The sequence below is a fragment of the Nocardia otitidiscaviarum NBRC 14405 genome, assembly GCF_000308635.1.
GTDB lineage: Bacteria > Actinomycetota > Actinomycetes > Mycobacteriales > Mycobacteriaceae > Nocardia > Nocardia otitidiscaviarum.
The window spans coordinates 1-21,078 of record NZ_BAGD01000048.1; the positions used below are offsets into that span (position 1 = coordinate 1).

The 21,078-nt window shown below is 69.6% G+C and carries 18 protein-coding genes and 1 pseudogene; 13 read left to right on the forward strand and 6 right to left on the reverse strand.

What is annotated here, in order from left to right; all coding sequences use genetic code 11:
* Nucleotides 1–1,283: pseudogene (locus ON31_RS36215) on the reverse strand (hypothetical protein); the annotation flags it as partial.
* Between the two features lie 331 nt (nt 1,284–1,614).
* Nucleotides 1,615–3,552, reverse strand: a complete 1,938-nt coding sequence (gene lepA, locus ON31_RS08510) for a translation elongation factor 4 (RefSeq protein WP_370450415.1) — start codon at nt 3,550–3,552, stop codon at nt 1,615–1,617.
* Nucleotides 3,553–3,596: 44 nt separating this feature from the next.
* Between lepA and ON31_RS08515 the strand changes: the two genes are divergently transcribed.
* The 5 genes from ON31_RS08515 (at nt 3,597) to ON31_RS08535 (ending at nt 9,701) form a co-directional block, all read left to right on the forward strand.
* Nucleotides 3,597–4,178: a type II toxin-antitoxin system PemK/MazF family toxin gene (locus tag ON31_RS08515; protein ID WP_029927266.1), complete on the forward strand. Its 582-nt coding sequence runs from the start codon at nt 3,597–3,599 to the stop codon at nt 4,176–4,178.
* Between the two features lie 105 nt (nt 4,179–4,283).
* Entirely contained in the window at nt 4,284–5,573 is a 1,290-nt protein-coding gene (locus tag ON31_RS34550) for a serine/threonine-protein kinase (protein ID WP_147287079.1), read from the forward strand.
* Between the two features lie 142 nt (nt 5,574–5,715).
* Nucleotides 5,716–6,954, forward strand: coding sequence for a DUF7373 family lipoprotein (locus ON31_RS08525; protein WP_147287078.1), 1,239 nt, complete (start codon nt 5,716–5,718; stop codon nt 6,952–6,954).
* A gap of 8 nt (nt 6,955–6,962) precedes the next feature.
* Nucleotides 6,963–8,345, forward strand: coding sequence for a serine/threonine-protein kinase (locus ON31_RS08530; protein WP_081592302.1), 1,383 nt, complete (start codon nt 6,963–6,965; stop codon nt 8,343–8,345).
* A 75-nt stretch (nt 8,346–8,420) separates the two neighbouring features.
* Nucleotides 8,421–9,701 carry a DUF7373 family lipoprotein gene (locus ON31_RS08535; protein ID WP_039811276.1) on the forward strand — a complete coding sequence of 427 codons (1,281 nt, stop codon included), beginning with the start codon at nt 8,421–8,423 and terminating at the stop codon, nt 9,699–9,701.
* A gap of 16 nt (nt 9,702–9,717) precedes the next feature.
* Here ON31_RS08535 and ON31_RS08540 read toward each other — a convergent pair whose 3' ends face one another.
* The 4 genes from ON31_RS08540 to ON31_RS08555 form a co-directional block, all read right to left on the reverse strand.
* Nucleotides 9,718–10,497, reverse strand: a complete 780-nt coding sequence (locus tag ON31_RS08540; protein WP_039811279.1) for an aquaporin — start codon at nt 10,495–10,497, stop codon at nt 9,718–9,720.
* 80 nt (nt 10,498–10,577) lie between these two features.
* Nucleotides 10,578–11,408, reverse strand: a complete 831-nt coding sequence (locus ON31_RS08545; protein ID WP_039811282.1) for a transglutaminase family protein — start codon at nt 11,406–11,408, stop codon at nt 10,578–10,580.
* A gap of 8 nt (nt 11,409–11,416) precedes the next feature.
* Nucleotides 11,417–12,385 (reverse strand): alpha-E domain-containing protein, encoded by a 969-nt coding sequence (locus ON31_RS08550; protein WP_039811411.1) that lies wholly within the window; start codon nt 12,383–12,385, stop codon nt 11,417–11,419.
* Nucleotides 12,386–12,398: 13 nt separating this feature from the next.
* A complete protein-coding gene (locus ON31_RS08555; protein ID WP_081592303.1) occupies nt 12,399–14,102 on the reverse strand; it encodes a circularly permuted type 2 ATP-grasp protein in 1,704 nt (567 codons plus the stop codon).
* Between the two features lie 232 nt (nt 14,103–14,334).
* Here ON31_RS08555 and rpsT point away from each other — a divergent pair, with 232 nt between their 5' ends.
* From rpsT to ON31_RS08595, 8 genes are all read left to right on the forward strand, one after another.
* Nucleotides 14,335–14,598, forward strand: coding sequence for a 30S ribosomal protein S20 (gene rpsT / locus ON31_RS08560; RefSeq protein WP_029927256.1), 264 nt, complete (start codon nt 14,335–14,337; stop codon nt 14,596–14,598).
* 153 nt (nt 14,599–14,751) lie between these two features.
* Complete coding sequence (gene nadD / locus ON31_RS08565) at nt 14,752–15,390, forward strand: nicotinate-nucleotide adenylyltransferase (protein ID WP_085996362.1); 639 nt, start codon at nt 14,752–14,754, stop codon at nt 15,388–15,390.
* The gene (gene rsfS, locus ON31_RS08570; protein ID WP_039811284.1) at nt 15,387–15,806 is read left to right on the forward strand and encodes a ribosome silencing factor; all 420 of its coding nucleotides are present in this window, start codon (nt 15,387–15,389) and stop codon (nt 15,804–15,806) included. Before nadD ends, rsfS begins: the two co-directional genes overlap by 4 nt.
* A gap of 29 nt (nt 15,807–15,835) precedes the next feature.
* Nucleotides 15,836–16,462 carry a histidine phosphatase family protein gene (locus ON31_RS08575; RefSeq protein WP_039811415.1) on the forward strand — a complete coding sequence of 209 codons (627 nt, stop codon included), beginning with the start codon at nt 15,836–15,838 and terminating at the stop codon, nt 16,460–16,462.
* Entirely contained in the window at nt 16,452–17,324 is an 873-nt protein-coding gene (gene octT / locus ON31_RS08580; protein ID WP_081592305.1) for a diglucosylglycerate octanoyltransferase, read from the forward strand. The genes ON31_RS08575 and octT overlap by 11 nt, the downstream gene beginning before the upstream one ends.
* Entirely contained in the window at nt 17,321–18,163 is an 843-nt protein-coding gene (locus tag ON31_RS08585; RefSeq protein ID WP_039811288.1) for a DegV family protein, read from the forward strand. The genes octT and ON31_RS08585 overlap by 4 nt, the downstream gene beginning before the upstream one ends.
* A gap of 96 nt (nt 18,164–18,259) precedes the next feature.
* Nucleotides 18,260–19,285: a ComEA family DNA-binding protein gene (locus ON31_RS34555; RefSeq protein WP_255222025.1), complete on the forward strand. Its 1,026-nt coding sequence runs from the start codon at nt 18,260–18,262 to the stop codon at nt 19,283–19,285.
* 299 nt (nt 19,286–19,584) lie between these two features.
* Complete coding sequence (locus ON31_RS08595; RefSeq protein ID WP_051036991.1) at nt 19,585–21,075, forward strand: ComEC/Rec2 family competence protein; 1,491 nt, start codon at nt 19,585–19,587, stop codon at nt 21,073–21,075.
* Nucleotides 21,076–21,078: the final 3 nt, after the last annotated feature.

The following is a 21,078-nucleotide window of genomic DNA, read 5'->3' on the forward strand; positions in this document are numbered from 1 at the left end:
GGAGCGACCGGCGCGGGCGCGACCGGCACCGGGATGGGCGCGGCGGGCGCGACCGGGGTCGCGGCGACCGGGGCCGGAGCGACCGGCGCGATGGGGGCGGCCGGAGCCACCGGGGCCACCGACACCGGGGCGACGGCGGGCGCGACCGCAGGAGCCACGGGTGCGGGGGCGGCCGGAGTGCCGACCGGGGTCGGTCCGGTCGCGCTCGGCGCCGTGCCGGGTACCGGATTGGCGCCCGTGCCAGGCGAATTCGCGCCCTGTCCGCGCAGCCCGGACAGCCCGCCGACGGACTGGTCGACCGCCCCGGAGCCCTGCGTGGCCGCCGGGTTGATCTTGGACGGATCGGACAGCGCATCCTCGACCGACTGGTTGAACCGGTCGAGCTGATCGCCGACATCACCGACGCCGATCTCGATGTTCATATGCGAGTCGACCCACACCCCGTCGAGGCCGACGTGCATCGAGAAGCCGGTATCGGTCGTGACGACCACACCGAAGTTCTCGCCGATGCCATCGAAAACACCGCTGTCCACACCGTTTCCGGAATTCACGGGGCCGAAGCCGCCGCCGTTCATCCCGGGCAGGTTGAGCCCCTCGGTGCCGGGCAGCTTCAGCCCCTGCCCGAACTGGTTCCACAGCTGCTGCGGTTCGTCGATACCGGGCATCCCGAAGCCGTGATCGCCGTCCGGCTGTCCGAGTCCGGCCGACGGGTCGAATCCGGCCGGACGCTGGAGACCCGCGGACGGGTCGAATGCCTCGGCGGGCCGGCCCGGCCCGGTGGCGGGGTCGAAGGCGCTCGGCGGCTGCCCGATCCCCGCGGACGGGTCGTAGGCCGACTGCCCGAGCCCGGCGGACGGATCGAATCCGGTCGGCTGCCGCAGTGTCGCCGAGGGATCCCAGTCGGCGGTGGGGTTGTGCCCGTATCCCGGCACGCCGTGCTGGCCGAAATCGGTCGGGAACAGGCCCGCGTCGGTGCCGAGCTGTTCGGCGACCGGCTCGATACCGCCGAGCAGCGGGGGCACCGACTCCGGGTCCAGTTCGGGGAAGGTGATGACGGGACTGGGTGCGTCGGGTTCCGGATCGTCGGGTTGGGCCCAGCCGACATTGCGGCTGTCGTGGGCGTCGCCGGTGCGGTCGGGGCTGCCGTTGGCGGCGATGAGCGCGCCGCCGGTGACGTACGCTCCGGCCCTAGCCACGCGCGAGATCCCGGTGGCCAAGCGATACGCGGTGTCCGCGTCCTCGCCCGGACCGGCCTCGTCGTCGAAGGACTGGTCACGCGTCATACAGGCTCCGCTCTCGGGTGTTCCGGCGGCTCCGGAGCGCCCGCCGAAAATCGGATCGTTTCACACCTTATTTCTCGCAAACCGGCCTGTCACATCCTCCAGGTCAGGTGAGGTGTGCACACCGATGCACCGGATAGCTTGTCATCCGCCCTATACGGACGCCAAGCCCCAGTTTTCGCCTGCTTTCGAACCTTACGAAGGTTTAAGACAGGGGCGCGGGCTGCCCACACCCTGTACCCCGGCGGCGGAACACGCAACCCCCGGAAACGCCGGTGCCCCGCCACCCATGGGCAGCGGGGCACCGCGAGTTCGCACTACCGCGTCGGACGCGCTACTTCTTCGGCTTGTCCGAGGTCGACTCGGTGGACAGCGCCGCCACGAAGGCTTCCTGCGGCACGTCGACCCGGCCGATGGTCTTCATGCGCTTCTTGCCCTCCTTCTGCTTCTCGAGCAGTTTGCGCTTGCGCGAGATGTCGCCGCCATAGCACTTGGCCAGCACGTCCTTGCGGATGGCGCGGATGTTCTCGCGGGCGATGACCTTGGAGCCGATGGCGGCCTGGATGGGCACCTCGAACTGCTGGCGCGGAATGAGTTCGCGCAGTTTGGTGGTCATCTTGTGCCCGTACGCCTGGGCGGCGTCCTTGTGCACGATGGCGGAGAAGGCGTCCACCGCCTCGCCCTGGAGCAGGATGTCGACCTTCACCAGCGCGGCCTGCTGCTCACCGGCCTCCTCGTAGTCGAGCGAGGCGTAGCCGCGGGTGCGCGACTTCAGCGAATCGAAGAAGTCGAAGATGATCTCGGCCATGGGCAGCGTGTACCGCATCTCCACACGGGTCTCGGACAGGTAGTCCATGCCGAGCAGTTCACCGCGCCGACTCTGGCACAGCTCCATGATGGTGCCGATGAACTCGCTGGGCGCGATGATGGTGACCTTGGTGACCGGCTCGTAGATCTCGCGCACCTTGCCTTCCGGCCAGAAGGACGGGTTGGTGACGACGTGCTCGGCTCCGTCCTCCATGATCACGCGGTAGATCACGTTGGGCGCGGTGGAGATGAGGTCGAGCCCGAACTCGCGCTGCAACCGCTCGCGGGTGATCTCCATGTGCAGCAGGCCCAGGAAGCCGCAGCGGAAGCCGAAGCCCAGCGCCACCGAGGTCTCCGGGACGTAGGTCAGGGCGGCATCGTTGAGCTGCAACTTGTCCAGTGCGTCACGCAGATCCGGATAGTCGGAACCGTCGAGCGGGTAGAGGCCGGAGTACACCATCGGCCGCGGTTCGCGATAGCCGGTGAGCGCCTCGGCGGCCCCGTCGCGCGCGGTGGTGACGGTATCGCCGACCTTCGACTGGCGGACGTCCTTCACGCCGGTGATGAGGTAGCCCACCTCGCCGACACCCAGGCCCTGGGTCGGTTTGGGTTCGGGCGACACGATGCCGATCTCCAGCAATTCGTGGGTCGCGCCGGTGGACATCATCTTGATCTTGGTGCGCGGGGTGAGCTTGCCGTCCACCACACGCACGTAGGTGACGACGCCGCGATAGGTGTCGTACACGGAGTCGAAGATGAGCGCCCGCGCGGGCGCGTCGGCCACCCCCACCGGCGGCGGCACCTCCGCGATCACCTTGTTCAACAGCTCGGTCACGCCCACCCCGGTCTTGCCCGAGACGCGCAGCACCTCCTCCGGCTCGCAGCCCACGATATGGGCGAGCTCGGCGGCGTAGCGGTCCGGATCGGCGGCCGGGAGGTCGATCTTGTTCAGGACCGGGATGATGGTCAGGTCCTTGTCCAGCGCCAGATAGAGATTGGCGAGGGTCTGCGCCTCGATGCCCTGCGCGGCGTCGACGAGCAGGATCGCGCCCTCACAGGCTTCCAGCGCCCGCGACACCTCGTAGGTGAAGTCCACGTGTCCCGGCGTGTCGATGAGGTGCAGGACGTAGTCCTCCCCGTCGACCTGCCAGGGCAGGCGCACGTTCTGGGCCTTGATGGTGATACCGCGCTCGCGCTCGATATCCATCCGGTCCAGGTACTGGGCGCGCATCTGCCGCTCCTCGACCACCCCGGTGAGTTGCAGCATGCGGTCGGCCAGCGTGGACTTGCCGTGGTCGATATGCGCGATGATGCAGAAGTTCCGGATCCGCGCGGGATCGGTGAACGTCGTGTCCGCGAAGCTTGGCACTCCACTCCTCAGGTGATCGGTGAACTGCCGTCCATCGTCCCATGGTCGGCCGATGTGACCGTGCCCCGGTCCGGTCCGGCCGGTCCACCGCCGCATCCTGCCCGGATGAGAACCCGGCCCGCCCCCGTTAAGCTGCCGACATGGCGGGCACGTGGAACGCTCTCGGAAAGCAGCTGGGTCTGATCGCGAAAGAGCAGGGCTCTCAGATCGTCAAGCGGCAGGGGCCGAAGCTCATCGGACGGGTACAGCGGTCGTCGGTGCTGTCGCGGACGATCCAGTCCCTCGGCGGCACCCGCAAGGCCCCGGGCGTGGCGGTGCGGCCGACGGCCTCGGTGGGGGTGCCGAGCACCGAACGCGCGCGGCGCATCGTCTACAGCCCCCAGCTGGACGGCCGCGCCGACCCCGGCGAGATCGTCTGGACCTGGGTCCCCTACGAGGAGGACCCCGACAACGGCAAGGACCGCCCCGTCCTGGTGGTCGGCCGCGAACGCGACACCCTGCTGGGCCTCATGCTCTCCTCCAACGCCGACCACGACCGCCACCACAACTGGGTTGGCATCGGCTCCGGACCCTGGGACCACGCCGGCCGCGACAGCTGGGTCCGCCTCGACCGCGTCCTCGACGTCCCCGAGGCGGGCATCCGCCGCGAGGGCGCGATCCTGCCCCGCAAGACCTTCGACCGGGTGGCACACCGCCTCTGCGCCGAATTCCATTGGCACTGAGGCCGGTCGCGGCAACCACGGCTCAGGCCGAATGGTCTTGACGGTTCCCGCATCGCCGCCGACACTCACTGAGTGCGGGCGGGAGAGGTGTTTGCGGGCTATCGCGTGGAACGCAAGCTGGGCGCGGGGGGAATGGGATCGGTCTACCTGGCCCGACATCCCCGCCTGACGCGCCTGACCGCGCTCAAGATCCTCTCCGACAACACCGGCTCCGACGACGAGTTCCGGGCCCGCTTCCTGCGGGAGGCGGAACTGGCCTCGCGCCTGGCACATCCCAATGTCGTGGCGATCCTCGACCGCGGAGTCTTCGGGGAGTCGCTGTGGATCGCCATGCAGTACGTCGACGGCACGGACGCCGCCCGCCTGCTGCGCGGATTCCCGGGCGGTATGCCACCGCAGCGCGCGGTCCACATCGTCACCGAGGCGGCGCGCGGTCTCGACGCGGCCCACGACGCGGGTCTGCTGCACCGCGATGTGAAGCCCGCCAATATCCTCGTCTCCCCGTCCACCGATGGCCCGGACCGCGTGCTGGTCACCGACTTCGGCATCGCGCGGGCGCTGGACGAGAACACCATCCTCACCGCCGCCGGTGATGTGCTGGCGACCGTGGCCTACGCGGCGCCGGAACAGTTGCGCGGCGAACCCCTCGACCACCGCGTCGATGTCTATGCGCTGGGCGCGACACTGTGCGAATTGCTCACCGGCACCAAGCCGTTCCCACGAGCCACCGCTGCCGCGGTCATGCACGCGCATCTGACGGAACCCCCGCCGCGCCCCAGCACCGTGAATTCGGCCGTGCCGCACCGATTGGATCGCGTGATCGCCCGGGCCATGGCGAAGGATCCGGCGCAGCGATACCAGAGCTGCGGCGATCTGGCCGCCGCTGCCAATGCGGTACTGCGCGGCGAGCCCGTGCTGAGCGTCACCGGCGCACGTCGGCCCGCCGGGCGCACCGTCGCCGCGGTCGTCGCGGCCGTGCTGGCACTCCTGATCGGCACCACCGCCTTCGTGCTGGGCACCGACGGCGCGGGACGAGACCAGACAGACTCCGTGACCACGGCTGCCGGGGCACCTCCGGTCGACGGCTCCGGCCCCTGGGGCACAGCGGAATTCGTGGTCGCCGCCTTTCCCGACCTACTGCCGCGCTCCCCCGTGAGCAGCGGTTATCGAGGACTGTGGTGCGACGTGCTGAGTGCGGACTTCCGGCAAATACCCTTGGACGTACGAACACCCCAGGTCAACCTGATGTGCACCGGCGATGGTGATCCCCTCGACACAGTGTGGGTGAGCTGCCTGGCCAACCGCCTGCCCTGGCCCGAACGTCCCTGGGACAGGGCCACCAAAGCCGGCGAAGAAGTCTGGACGCGCCCCTCCGGCACCGGCCGCATCGAGTGAGGCGACGCGGTTCCGGCACCCGGCGAAGCATCCCAGGGACAGCTGCGCATCAGCTTCGACGACTCCGATCGAACCTTCTGCGCGATAACGCTCTTCGCCGCGGGCGCGTCGGGGCGGCAACTGCGCGATGGCTGGTGGGCGAATGCTCCGCTCTGACCATCGTCTCGCCGGTGTGACGGCGCTGTGCGCGGTCGCCGTGCTGGCGGCCGGACTCCTGTGGGGCGCGCGTACCGTCGAGGGAACGCCGACCACCGCCGACATCGATCTGGCCACACTGGATTTCGGCGATCTGCGCGACGAATCCCTGACCGAGCCCGGCAACGACAACGACCGATACGGCCGCATCATCGAATCGGCACGCATGGCCGAAGCCGTCGTCGATCCTCGCGACATCGATGCCGACCTGTATCCCTATCAGCCGAGCCTGCTGCCGAAGCCGAAGGACACCATCGGCTTTCTCGCCGACGTCGCCCGCCCGATCCTGGTCGAGCACGGCATGCTGGCCGGTTACACGGTGATGGGGCGCCCCGACTGCCAAGGCGAGCACTGCCGCGATGCGAGTCGATCGGTGCGGGTGACGGTCCTGCGGATGCCGGACGGGTCGGCTGCCCGCGCCGCAGCGACCGCGATCGAAGCAGCCGACTTCGCCGTCAACCCCGAGAACACCGCGGTCACACTGCCGGAATACCCGGCTGCCCAAGGACACTGGCGACCGACGGTACCCACGCTCGGCATCGTCGTACCGCACGAGAGTTTCCTCGTCGCGCTGTTCGTCACCCACCCGAGCCCGGACCTGGCCGCGCTGACCGGCCTGGCCACCGCCACGCTGAAGGCGGAACTGCCGGTGCTGGACCGGTTCCAGCCCACTCCAGCGGCCGCGCTGTCCGACCTCGCGCTCGACACCGACGGGATGCTGCGGCGCATGGTGCCCACCGAACCCGGCGAGTGGCCCTATCCCTACACCACTCGGATGCACGGCGATCGAGAGGCGGGGGCGGGCGCGTATCGCGAGTCCAGTGGCGTGGTCTACGCCGGTACCGGAGCCAACCACTGGATGTCGGTGGATCCACGGACCTACGGCGTCCAACGCACCGAGATCGAGAGTCTGGCGGTGGTGGATCGACGCTGGCTGATCCGCTTCCGGGATGCTGCCGCCGCGCGCCGAGCCGCCGCGCGGGAGTCCGAGCCCTCCGCCCGCCAGACCCCGATGGCGCCGCCTCGCATTCCCGACACGGCCTGTTTGCGAGCGGAGGGCATCGTACCCACCTACTACTGCGTCGTTCGGGACGGCCGCTATGTCGCGATGGTGCGCGCCATGGACGAAAAGTCCGTGCATCAGATGGCCGCCGCCCAGTACGCACTATTGGTTCGGAACCGGTAGGAGCCCCGATGCGCGCAGTGACTCCGGGGGCGGTGGTGGCCGGGTATCGCATCGAGCGACGCCTCGGTACCGGCGGAACCGGCAGCGTCCATCTGGCCCGGCATCCCCGGCTCCCGCGCCACGACGCGGTGAAAGTGCTGTCGCGGGGCGCGGATCCGGAATTCCGTGCCCGCTTCCTGCGCGAGGCCGATCTGGCGGGTCGCCTCGACCATCCCAATATCGTGGCCATCTACGATTGTGGCGGCGAGGGCGACATGCTCTGGATCGCCATGCAATACGTCGACGGCTCGGATGCCGCGGAATTGGTACGCCGTCATCGCGGCGGCCTGCCCGCGGAGCGTGCGGTCGCCATCGTGACCGGCGCCGCACGCGGCCTCGATCACGCGCATCGTGCCGGTCTGTTGCACCGGGACGTGAAGCCCGCCAACATCCTGGTCGAGCGCGGCGCACCCGGGGCGGAGCGGGTATTGGTCACCGATTTCGGAATCGCCAGGGCGACAACGGAAACGGATGCTCGCACGGCCGCAGGCAGACTACTGGCCACACTGGCTTTCGCCGCGCCGGAACAAATCAACGGCGGTGACCTCGACCCGCGCACCGATGTCTACGCCCTGGGCTGCACGCTGTACCAGTTGCTCACCGGCTCGGTGCCGTTTCCGCGCGAGACGGCGGCGGCGGTGATGAACGCGCATCTCACCGCGCCCCGTCCACGACCGACCGATATCGTCCTTGATCTGCCGAGCGGCCTGGACATCGTCATCGCACGGGCGATGGCGACGAATCCTCAGGAGCGCTACAGCAGTTGCGGCGAACTGGCGGCCGCCGCGGCGGCCGCGTTGCGCGGCGAACTCGTGGCGTCACCCCTAACCCGCCGACGCAACCGGCGCGCGTTCGCGATCGCCGCCGTCGGTGCCGCCGCGCTGATCGTGATATCCGGCGCGGTCGTAGTCGCCCAGCGCGTCGGTGGTTCCCATGAGAAACCCGTGGCCACGCCCCCAATCACCGCCGCCGTTTCCCCGTGGGGTACGGCCGGGTTCATCGTCGACGCCTTCCCCGGTCTACTGCCCGCAACCCCATCCGATCGCGGCCACGACGACTTGCGCTGTACCGCCGCCGACGACGCCAACCAGGCGGTAGCCGCCGACGTCGTGCTGGAGCAGCCGCGAATCGTCTGCACCGGGCGCGTGTCCGCCCTGTGGGTGAGCTGCCGGCGCGACCGATCGCCCATGCCCATCGAGGATCCGCCGGCCCGGGTGATCGGCCGCGAATCCTGGTCGCGGGCGTCCGGATCCGGGCACCTCATCTGGTCGGACCTCACCACCGACGGAGTCGAACGCGGTCGTCTCGACATCTGGTTCGACGACGACGACCGCGAATTCTGCAAGCTGTGAACAACCGGGGCGGGCTCGGGACGCGAGCTGTACGACCGATGGTGGCCGACGGCCCCGATCTAGCGAGGACGGTGGATGAACGAGGTCAGTGAGCCCGGTGGGCGCACGCGGCTGTGCGCGCGGACGGCGGTCACGGCGGCCGTGCTGCTGTCCGGGCTGCTCGGCGGCTGCGCGGAGACCGTCACCGGCACCGAACGGATCGCCACGCCGGATCTGAGCACGCTCGATGTGGGCGAACTGCGCACCCATCCGGTCACGGTGCCGTCCAATGACAACGACACGCACGGGCGCGTGCTCGAATCCGCCCGTCTGTCGGAGGCCGTGATCAACCCGCCTGATATCGATCCGGCGCTGATCTACGGCACGTCCACGCTGTTGCCGACGCCCGGGCGCGTCTCGGTGCTGGCCCCCGAGATAGCCATCGAGCCGATCGCGAACTTCGGAATGATCGCCGGATACACCGTGACCGGCAGTGATGTCACCGGCCAGGAACCACGGGTGGGCGAAGCAAAGGCCATGCGGTTCACGGTGCTGAGCTTCCGCGACGACGACATCGCGCGGATGGTCGCGGGGCGAATAGACGAGGCCGATATCGCGCGCACCCCCGATGCCGTGCGCGTCCACGTGCCGGGACACGCCGGGGCGTACGCGCATTGGCGGGATCGATCCCCGATCCTGTTCACCACACTCGCGTACCGGTCCTTTGTCATCGTGGTCTTGGCGGCGGATCGGACGCGCGACGAGGCGGCGCTGACCACGCTCACCGCGAATGCGCTCACCGCTGAACTGCCCCTGCTGGACGCCTTCGAACCGACCCCGCCGGACAAACTGTCCACCATGCCGTTCGACGACGACGCCATGCTGCGTCGCATGCTGCACCCGGACGAAGACCGTTGGCCGTATCCTCTCGCCGACGCGAACGGCACCGCGCAGGACGACTCGTCCTGGCCGGACGAGGGCTGGGGCAGTGGCGTCGTCTACGGGCCGCGCGGGGTGAGCCACCTGCTCGGCCGCAGTCCCGAAGGCCGCGACAGTCCGGGCGCCGGGGTCGAGCGGGCCGCGTTCATCGGCAGCCGGTGGCTGCTTCGGCTGTCCGATCCGGCACGGGCGCGCGCAATGAACGTGCGCCTGACGAACACGAGCCAGCACGAGGCGGTGACGCCGCCGAGCGGGGTGCCCGACAGCGCGTGCTTCCGCAATCCCGCCGTGACCGACGCCCAGCGCGAGAGCCGCTACTACTGCTTCGTTCTGGACGGGCGCTACTGGGCCATCGTCTCGGCAGCCGACGAACCAACGGTCAAGCAGCGCGCCGCCGCGCAGTACGCGCTGCTGGTGAACGCCCGCACGATCATCTAGGACGGTACGGGCGGTCTCAGCTCAGCGGATTGCGGGAGCGGCCGAAGATCAGGCCGTAGACCAGTGCGCCGAGTACGCCACCGACCAGCGGGAAGACGATGAACACCCAGACCTGGGCGGCCGCGCCGTCCTGGTAGAAGGCCACCGCGAGGCTGCGGGCCGGGTTGACCGAGGTGTTGTCGATGGGGATCGAGATGAGGTGGATGACCGCGAGGGTGATGCCGATCGACAGGCCCGCCAGCGGGACATCGGAGATCTGGTCGGTGGAGGCCAGCACGACGAAGACCAGCAGGGCGGTCAGGATGACCTCGACGGTGATGGCGGCCGCCAGGCCGTAACCGTTGAGGGTGATACCCGCCAGCTCCGTGGCCGAGGGGCTGTGCGGGCCCCAGCCGTTCGCCCCGAGACCGTCCTCGGCGCGATCGTAGGAGGGTAGGTTCTGGGCGATGGCGTAGATGACCGCACCGGCGATGAGACCGCCGATGACCTGCACCAGCATGTACGCGCCCGCGACCAGGGCGGTGACCCGGCCGAGCAGGAACTGCCCGACGGTGACCGCCGGATTCACATGGCACCCGGAGATGGGTCCGATGGCGTAGACCAGGAACAGCAGGGTGAATCCGAACGCCAGCGCCACTCCGAGCGCGCCGACCCGGCTGCCCGCGAAGACCGCGGTGCCGACACCGCCCAAGACCAGGACGAAGGTGCCGAACGCCTCGGCGAACAGCTTGCGCCCGAGCGACACTTCCTCGAATTCCGTGAGATCCTCGACGACTTCCTGCGCTGTGGGAGACATCAGCCACCTTCCCGGATCGTCCCCGCCGGTCGCGGAGAACTCCTGTGTTCCGCTACATCAGGCACCACGTACATCAGGCATCAGGCGAGGCGGGTGATCTCCACCACGACCTCGAGATCGGTCGAACCACTACCGGAGAAGATACCTTTGAGCGGCGGCACATCGGCGTAATCACGACCCACCCCGATCGCGACGTGTTGCTCGGTGACCGGAATGTTGTTGGTCGGGTCGTAGCCCCACCACTGCCCGGTCCACGCCTCCACCCAGGCGTGCATCTGCCCGGCGACCGTCCGCCCCACCGCACCGGCCGGATCGGGATGCAGATAGCCCGACACGTAGCGGCTGGGAATGCCCATGCCGCGCAACAGCAGCAGGGTCAGATGCGCGTAGTCCTGGCAGACGCCGCGACGTTCGGCGAACGCCTCCACCGCACTGGTGTGCACGGAGGTGGTCCCGGCCAGGTAGGACATTTCGCGGTGCACCCATTCGGCCGCGCGCACAACGGCTTTGGCGGGCGCGACGCCGCGGGTCAGCTGCCGCGCCACCGTGCCGAGCCGCCGGTCGCGCGGCACATATCCGGTGGCGGTGAGCAGTTCGTCGTAGCGGTCGACGACGGGTTCGGACCGCAACCGCTCCCAGGGCAGTTCCTCCTCCGGGCTCGCGAACGGTTCGGTCTCCACCACCGAGGAGCCGGTGACCTCCAATTCCGTATGCGGGGCATGCAGATCGAAGGCGGTGACGGTGGTGCCCCAGTAGTCGACATAGCGGTAGGAGCGGGTGGAGGGCACCGTCTCCACGCGATTGAGGATGACGTTCTGCCGGCTGTCGGCGCGCGGGGTCAGCCGGGCCTCGTTGAACGACCGCATGACCGGGGCGTCGTACACGTATCCGGTGGTGTGCACCACCCGCATCCGCCAACTCACAGCGCCTCCTCGATCATCCGGTCGCGATGCCCGTGCAGCCCCGTCCACGCCACCCACGATTCGGCGTGGAAGTACTGCAGCGCCACCGCCTCCCCCACGTCCCGGCAGGACTGCTGCAACCACAGCAGCCGGTGGTGCAGATCCTCCAGCAGCACGCCCGAGGGCAGGAATTCCAGTTCGCTGCGTGCCCGGCCGAGCAGCCGGTGTGCCTCGTAGCGCGCGGCGAAACGACTGCCCGGGCGCTGATCCAGTTCCTTCAGACAGGTTTCGGCCACCCGCAGCGAATGGAAGACCGAGCGCGGGAAGAGCCGGTCCAGCAGGATGAATTCGGCGATGAGGGTGGCGTCGATGACGCCACGGTGGGTGCGCAGGTACGGGTCGTGCGCGCCGACCGAACGCAGCACCGTCACCCAGGCCGGAGAGGAGGTGCGGTCGCCGGCGCGGGACAGCAACAGCCGCACCGTCATATCCACGCGCTCGATGGAACGGCCGAGCAGCAGGAACCGGTAGCCGTCGTCGCGGCTGAGGGTGGAGTCCGACAGCCCGCCGAACATGGCGGCGCGGTCGGTGATGTAGCGGCAGAACTCGTGCGGCCCCAGCGACCGGGCGGCGCGTTCGGCCGTCGCCAGGCCGTTGTAGGTGGCGTTGAGGCACTCCCACATCTCGGTGGAGGTGACCTCCCGCGCCCCACGGGCATTCGCGCGAGCCCGTGCGATCGAGTCGACGATCGACCCGTCGTTGTCGCGGTCGAACGCGACCAACTCGGTCACCGACCACACGTCGAGTTCGTTCTCGGGCAACTCGATCCCCAAGACCCGCAGGAGAACTCGCGAGGTGCGGTCCGGGTCCACGGTCGCGTCCTCGAGCAGTTGATGGACCGTGACGTCGAGAATGCGCGCGGTGTAATCCGCGCGCTCGACGTAGCGGCCGATCCAGTACAGGGATTCGGCATTGCGCGCCAACATGTTCCGAATCACCTCACGTATTCGGTAGTCGCCCTTCGTTTCGGTGCGCCGCCCGCGGCGCTGGGGACGGGCGCATCCGCTGTGCCTGCTGTTGTTGCTGCTGTTGCTGATTGCGCACCGGCGCGGTCTCGGGGGACTGGTCGCGCTCGCGGTCGATGGCCAGCTCACCCACCAGCTCGGTGCCCGCGAGCTCGCGTTGTTCCCCGGAGGTGCGCGGGGCCAGCACCCAGGTGTCCTTGCTGCCGCCGCCCTGGCTGGAGTTCACCACCAGGGAGCCGTCCGGCAGCGCCACCCGCGTCAATCCGCCCGGCAGCACCCAGATGTCGTCACCGTCGTTGACCGCGAAGGGGCGCAGGTCCACGTGCCGCGGCAGCAGCTGGTCGCCGATCTTGGCGGGGACCGTGGACAGCTGCACCACCGGCTGCGCGATCCAGCCGCGCGGATCGGCGCGGATCTTGCGGCGCGCGCCCTCCAGCTCCTTGGCGGTGGCGTCGGGTCCGATGACGATGCCGTAGCCGCCGGAACCCTCGACCGGTTTCACCACCAGTTCCGCGATGCGGTCGAGCACCTCGTCGCATTCGGATTCCTCCCAGCAGCGGTAGGAGTCCACATTCGGCAGCACCGGCCGTTCGCCCAGGTAGTACTCGATGAGGTCCGGCACGTAGGTGTAGATGAGTTTGTCGTCGCCGACGCCGTTGCCGACCGCATTGGCCAGCACCACGGTTCCGGCGCGGGCGGCATTGAGAATGCCCGCCACCCCGAGCATGGAGTCGGGCCGGAACTGCATGGGGTCGAGGAAGGGGTCGTCGATGCGGCGGTAGACGACGTCCACCTGCCGCTCCCCCGCCGTGGTGCGCATGTAGACCACATTGTCGCGGCAGAACAGGTCGCGGCCCTCGACCAGTTCCACGCCCATCTGCCGAGCCAGCAGCGAATGTTCGAAGTAGGCGGAGTTGTAGACGCCGGGGGTGAGCACCACCACGGTCGGATCGGCCTCGTTCGGCGCGGCGGCGGCGCGCAGGGCGCGCAGCAGATGCGTCGGATAGTCGCCGACCGCGCGCACCCGGTGCGAGGCGAACAGGTCCGGGAAGACTCGCGCCATGGTGCGACGGTTCTCCATCACGTACGAGACCCCGGACGGGGAGCGCAGATTGTCCTCGAGCACCCGGAAGTCACCGCGTTCGTCGCGGACCAGATCGATGCCGGCGACGTGGATGCGCACACCGTTGGGCGGCACCAGCCCGGCCGCCTCGCGGTGGAAGTGCCGACAGGAGGTGACGAGGCGTTTGGGCACCACCCGATCGCGCAAAACCATCTGTTCGCCGTAGACGTCGGCGAGGAATGCCTCCAGCGCCCGCACCCGCTGTTTGATGCCGCGCTCGAGTTTGGTCCATTCGGTGGCGGCTATCACCCTCGGCACCAGGTCGAGCGGGAACGGCCGCTCCTGTCCGGACAGCGAGAAGGTGATGCCCTGGTCGACGAAGGCGCGGGCCAGCGCCTCGGCCCGCCCGGCCAGATCCGCCACGTCGATCTCCGAGAGTGCCGCGAAGATCCCCCGGTAGGCGGCGCGAGCGCGGTCGCCGTCGAACATCTCGTCGTAGGCGCGGTCGTATTTGCCCGGCCGGTAGCCCTCGAACACTCCCACGGCGTCGCCGACTTCGGCGCGGCCGATCGGTGGAGCGGCCGCGGCCGAACGCGCGGCAGCGGCGGGAGTCATGCAAAAATAGTCCATCACGCGGGAGCAACACGCAGGTGGACGCAGGTAAATTTCTTGCATCTTCCGCGATCCGGTCGGTTTCGAACCGTGATCGGCGACCGGGCCGATTTCGTCCGGCGGTACGCCGCCTGGTAACCTCGATCGTCGGTGCTGCGCTACAGGTAGTAGTGCGCGCCCCGCAGACTTTGCATCCCGCGTAAACCACCAAGCGAAGGAACACGAGGAAACAGGCGTGGCCAACATCAAGTCCCAGATGAAGCGGATCCGCACCAACGAGTTGGCGCGGCAGCGCAACCAGTCGGTCAAGTCCGCGCTGCGCACTTCGATCCGCAAGTTCCGCGAGGCCGCCGCGCAGGGCGACAAGGACCAGGCCCTGACCCTGCTGCGCTCGGCCAGCAAGAGCCTCGACAAGGCCGCCTCGAAGGGCGTCATCCACGCCAACCAGGCCGCCAACAAGAAGTCGGCGCTGTCGCTGGCGTTCAACAAGCTCGGCTGATTCACCCCCGGCGTACCGCCGGAAGCTTACGCATAGCCGCCGTGGCCACGACGACCACGGCGGCTTTTGTCGTGCCCGCACCACGCCGGCCGTCGACGCGGATTCGCCGCCGGTGTGCCGGTCTCGAAACGCCCATCGGTAAGCTCGGCATTCGTGCATACGACGGGTCGCCGCAAGTTGGGGGTGATGGGCGGCACCTTCGACCCCATCCACCATGGGCATCTGGTTGCCGCGAGTGAGGTCGCGCATCGGTTCGAGCTGGACGAGGTCGTCTTCGTGCCGACCGGGCAGCCGTGGCAGAAGGCGGGCAAGAAGGTCAGCCCGGCCGAGGACCGGTATCTGATGACGGTGATCGCTACGGCGTCCAATCCGCGGTTCTCCGTGAGTCGGGCCGATATCGATCGCGGCAAGATGACGTATACCGTGGATACCCTGCGCGACCTGCGGGAACAACATCCGGACGCGGATATCTACTTCATCACCGGTGCTGACGCGCTGGCGAACATCCTGACATGGCAGGATTGGGCGGAGTTGTTCGAGTTGGCGCGATTCGTGGGCGTGAGCCGGCCGGGGTACGAATTGAATGTCGATCATCTGGCCGAACACCTTCGCGACTACCCCGCCGACGCGGTCACCATGATCGAGATCCCGGCCCTGGCGATCTCGTCGAGTGAGTGCCGGAAGCGGGCTGGAGAGGGGCGTCCGGTGTGGTACCTGGTGCCCGACGGGGTTGTGCAGTACATATCCAAACGGCATCTGTACGTGCCGGAGAACGGGAAGGTTGCAGGGTGAGCGCATCGGTCGAGGCACTGGAGATGGCGCAGGTCGCCGCGCGGGCGGCGGACGAGAAGCTGGCGTCCGATGTGTTGGTGCTGGATGTTTCCGAGCAGCTGGTGATCACCGACTGCTTCGTGATCGCGTCCGCGCCGAACGAGCGGCAGGTCAACGCGATCGTCGACAATGTCGAGGAGAAGCTGCGGGAGGCCGGGCGCAAGCCGGTGCGCCGCGAAGGCACCCGCGAGGGGCGTTGGGCGCTGCTCGACTACTCCGATGTGGTGATCCACATCCAGCACAATGACGAACGCGACTTCTACGGCCTCGACCGGCTGTGGAAGGACTGCCCGCAGGTGCCGGTGGAGGGTATCGGCGACGGCACGGCCCGGTCCGAGCGCTCGGCCGATGAGAACGAGGCCGGGGACGACGAGTGAGCAAACTTGCCGGGGTACGCCGGTTGATCATGTTGCGGCACGGGCAGACCGAATGGAACGCCTCCGATCGCATGCAGGGCCAGATCGACACCGAACTCAGTGAGCTCGGCCGCCGCCAGGCCAAGGACATCGCCCGCGACCTATCCGACTGCGGTGCCATCCGCATCGTCTCCTCGGACCTCAAACGCGCCCACGACACCGCCCTCGCGGTCGGCGACAGCATCGGCCTGCCGGTGACGACCGACCCGCGGCTGCGCGAGACCAGCCTCGGCGAATGGGAGGGCCTGACCCATATCGAGGTCGACGCCATGGCTCCGGGTGCGCGCGTCGCCTGGCGCATGGACGCCACCTGGACCCCGCCCGGCGGGGAATCCAAACTCGAGGTCGGCCGCCGCGCCCTGCCCGTGGTGCACGAACTGTTCACCGAGCGGGCGGATTGGCCGGGTCGTACCATCATCCTGGTCGCGCACGGCGGGCTCATCGCGGCGCTGACCGCGGCTGTGCTCGACCTGCCGCCCCAGAACTGGCCTGCCCTCGGCGGGCTCGCCAATACCAGTTGGGTGCAGCTGAGCAGCCACGGTCCGAGCCTCGAGCAGCCCGGGTGGCGACTCGATGTGTGGAACGCGGCGGCGAAGGTAGCTCCTGATGTCCTCTGAGTTGGACGGTGTTTCCGGCGAACGGCAGGTATCCGACGAACTGCTGCGGCGGGCGTCGGAGGTGAAGCAGGTCCGGCATCTGCCGGACGCGCTGCTCGGCGCACCCGCGCCCGCGCCGGAGCACGATACCGGCGGCGAGCGGCCGGTGCTGCTCGTCATCGCCGACTCGCTGGCCTACTTCGGCCCGCAGGGCGGACTGCCCGCCGACCATCCCCGGATCTGGCCCAATCTGGTTGGAGCCGAACTGGATTGGGATGTGGAGCTGGTGGCGCGCATCGGCTGGACCTGCCGCGACGCCTACTGGGCGCTGATCGGCGATCCGCGGGTGTGGGCCGCCGTGCCACGGGCCGCGGCGGTGGTGTTCGCCACCGGCGGCATGGATTCGCTGCCCTCCCCGCTGCCGACCGCGGCACGCGAGCTGATCCGCTACATCCGGCCGCCGTTCCTGCGACGGCAGGTGCGCACCGGATACAACTGGTTGCAGCCCAAGCTGTCGCACCTCGGCTACCCGGTGGCGCTGCCGCCGTCGGTGAGCGTGGACTACCTGGAGCAGGCGCGAAACGCGTTGGCGCAGTTGCGGCCCGATCTACCGGTGGTGGGAACGCTGCCGTCGGTGCACGATTGCGAGGCGTACGGACGGGTGCACCGCGGGCGCGATCCGCAGGTGCGCGCCACCCGGGCCTGGGCCGCGAAACACGATGTGCCGCTGGTCGATCTCGGGGAGGCGGTGCGCGACAACATCTTCTCCGGCGACGCCAATCCCGATGGTATCCACTGGGGTTGGGCGGGGCACGACGCCGTGGCGCGGGCCATGGTGAAGGTGCTGTCGGAGCTGCGGTCCAGCGAGGTTCGCACTGCATGACCGTGGTGGTTGTGACCGACTCGTCGGCCAGTCTGCCCGCCGACCTCGTCGCCGACCTCGGCGTGCTCACCGTCCCGCTGCACGTGCTGGTGGATGATCGCCAGTTCCGGGACGGGGTGGACGAATTCGATATCGACTACGGTTCGTCGGCGGTGACCACCTCGGCGGCGTCGCCGGGGGAACTGCGCGAGGCGTACGAGCGGGCGCTGGACCTCAGTGCGGGCGACGGCGTTGTGGCCGTGCATCTTTCGCGGCAGCTGTCGGGGACCTGGGAGGCCGGGCGGCAGGCGATCCGGGATATGGATGCCGCCGACCGGGTGCGGCTGGTGGATTCGCTCAGCGCCGGACTGGGCACCGGGCTGACGGTGCTGGCCGCGGCGCGGCGGGCCCGCGACGATGGATCCCTGGACGTGGTGTACGACGCGGCGGTGGCGGCCTCGGTGCGGGGACGGGCGTTCATCGTGGTCAATCGCACCGAACAACTGCGCCGCGGCGGCCGATTGTCCAGTGCGGCGGCATTTTTCGGGACCGAACTGGTGACCAAGCCGATCCTGCAGATCGTCGACGGTCGGATCGAACTGCGGGAGAAGGCGCGGACCCGGTCCAAGGCGATCACCAAACTGGTGGCGGCGGCGGTGGACGCGGCGGGCGAGGACGGAGCCGCGGTGGCCGTGCAACATCTGGGAGCCGAGGAGGCCGCCACCACGGTGGTCGAGCAGCTGCGCGAACTCATTCCCGGCATTCGGGAAATGATCGTGACCGAATTCGGGCCGACGCTCGGGGTACATCTCGGCATGGGGGCCGTGGGTGCCCTGGTCGTCCCCGGCGGGTGCGGCTGAACCCCGGTTCTCCACAGCCCCTGAGCTATCCACAGACTTTTCGAAAGCCCAGTTCGGAGCGGTTGGACCGAGACGCGGCGGCCATACCGTGGCCGCATGTCGCACATCGATGAGAGTACGCAGGTCCGCAGACGACTCGACACGCTGAGCGGACCCGAACCACCCCGCTCCGGGCGCTGGGACGAGAACGAACTGGAATCCGACGGACGCGCGGGGGTCTGGCACGAGCGGCTGCTGCCCGAACGCCTGCGCGGGACGCGGTGGGATCCGGGACAGCGGGGGGTGCTGGCGCTGGCCGGGGTGGGGTTGCTCGCGGTATTGATCGCGGGGGCGATGGCGCTGCGCGACGGGCCGGTGACGCAGGCGGTGCCGCCGGTCGCGGCGGTGCGGACCGGGGTGGTGGCGAGTGGGGTACCGGGCGCGCAGCACGGCACTGGAAGTGAGGTGCGAGGCGCTGGGTCGGGTGCCTCGACTGGCGGGCCGGGTGTGGCGGGGGCGGGCGCGGGTGCCTCGAATGCCGGGTCGGCAGCAGCGGGAGCCGGGCCGATGGGCAGTGGCGCGCACGGACCCGTCGATCCCGGACTGGCCGCACCGCCCGGCGCGGACGACCCGACCGGCAGCAACGGCCACTCGGCCAGCGGAGTAGTCGTCGTGAGCGTCGTCGGCCTCGTCGAACGCGGTGGGCTGCTGCGCTTTCCGACCGGTGCGCGGGTGGCCGACGCCCTGGCCGCGGCCGCACCCCGCCGGGACGCGGATTTGTCCGGCCTGAACCTCGCCCAGTATCTGTCCGACGGCGACCAGATCGTCATCGGCCGCACCGGGCCGAATCCCACTGCCCCGCAAGCGGGCAGCAGCATCGTCGGCGCGCAGGCGCAGCACCCCGACACGCCCCGCACTCCCTCCGGCGCACCCCGCCCCACCGCCACGACCACCATCGTGAACCTCAATACCGCCACCGAGGCCGAACTCGACGCCCTCCCCGGCATCGGACCGGTGACGGCCAAGGCGATCATCGCCTGGCGCACCGAACACGGCCGCTTCGGCTCCGTCGACCAACTCGCCGACGTCCAGGGCATCGGTCCGTCCCGACTCGAACGGCTGCGCGGGCTGGTGACGGTATGAGCGGCCCGCCCGAGGGCGGGGCGGGACCGCCAGGGGCAGCCACGACCCCGTCGACCGCGTCCGCAGCGGCCACGACCCCGACGACCATGCCTGCCGCGGCATCGTCCATGGCGGCGACGCCCCAGGCGGACACGGCCGCAACGCTTCTGACTCCAGCGGCTGAAGATGCGACGACTTCGGCACCGGCGACGACGGCTCCGGGGGCTGCGGGGGCTGCGGGGGCTCCGGAAACATCGGGAACAGCGGCTCGGCGGGGTGGGGGTCGAGGTGCGACGACGGCGGCATCGGACCGGTGGGCGGTGGAACCCGAGCAGGTGGTGGATGCGCGGCTGGTCGGTCCTGCGCTGTGTTGTTGGGCGGCAACCATTGTCGGGGTGGTGGCGGGGTGGCGGGTCGGGACGGTGCTCGCGGCGGTGCTGCTGGGGGTGGCAGTCCTGCTGTGGGTTCGGGTGAGGCGTGGCGCGCGATGTGGTCGGCAGGGATTGTCGGCGGCTCTGGCCACCGTGCTGATCGGTGCGGGATTCGCGGCGGCCGCGGCCTGGCACGACAGCCGGACGGCGGCGCATCCGCTGCGCGACCTGGATCGGGGAGCGCACGTGTGGGCGACGGTGATCCCGGTAGACGATCCGAAGGCGTTGTCCGCCAAGGCGGTGCGCGGCAAGCAGTGGCTGGTGCGGGCGCGGCTCGCCGAATACCGGTACGGCGCGGACACCGTGCGCGTGGGTGGGCGGGTGCTGGTTCTGGCGCACGGGGACGCCTGGACCCGCCTGCTGCCCGGTCAGCGGGTGACGTTCCGCGCCACGGTGTACCCGCCATGGCGGTCGGATCTCACGGTGGCGGTGCTGCGGGCGCAGGGACCGCCGGCGGGCATCGGCCCGCCGCCCGGATGGCAGCGGATCGCGGGCGCGGTGCGCGGGGATTTCGCCGAATCCGCCGCTCGCGCACTGTCACCCGATGCGGCGGGCCTGCTACCGGGTCTGGTCATCGGCGACACCTCGCGCCTACCCGACCACGTCCGCACGAACTTCCGCGAAACCCATCTCACCCACCTGACCGCCGTCAGCGGAGCGAATGTCACGATCCTGCTCGGCGCGGTGCTGCTGTCCCTGCGCGCGCTCACCGTCGATCCCCGGGTGGCCGCCGTCGTGGCCGGTGCCGCCCTCGTCATGTTCGTGATCCTGGCCCGCCCGACGCCGAGTGTGCTGCGCGCGGCCGTCATGGGTGCGGTCGCACTGCTGGCCCTGTGCACCGGCCGACGCAAACAGGCGCTGCCCGCCCTGTGCACGGCCGTCATCGCCCTGCTCGCGTGGTCCCCCGAACTGGCCGTCGACGCGGGCTTCACCCTCTCGGTACTCGCCACGGCGGGCCTCGTCCTGCTCGCCCCGGGCTGGTCGGAATGGCTTCAGGCCCATCGCTGCTGGCGCGCCCCCGCCGACGCACTCGCGGTATCCGCCGCCGCCTTCGTCGTCACCACCCCCGTCATCATCGCCCTCACCGGCCACCTCAACCCGCTGGCCATCGTGGTCAATGTGCTGGTGGCCCCGGTGGTCGCCCCGATCACCGTCCTGGGCGCGCTGGGCGCGGTCTTCGCATCGCTGTGGGCCCCGCTGGCCCATCTGGTGCTGTACGGCACCGCGCCGCCGCTCTGGTGGCTGCTCACCGCTTCCGAGCACGCGGCCGCTCTCGGCACCTCGATCACCGTGCCAGCGGGCACCGGGTCGAGTTTGGTCGCCGCTGGGCTGTGCGTGCTCATCTATATCGTGGGGCGGCGTATCGCCCGGGCGCGATAGCCG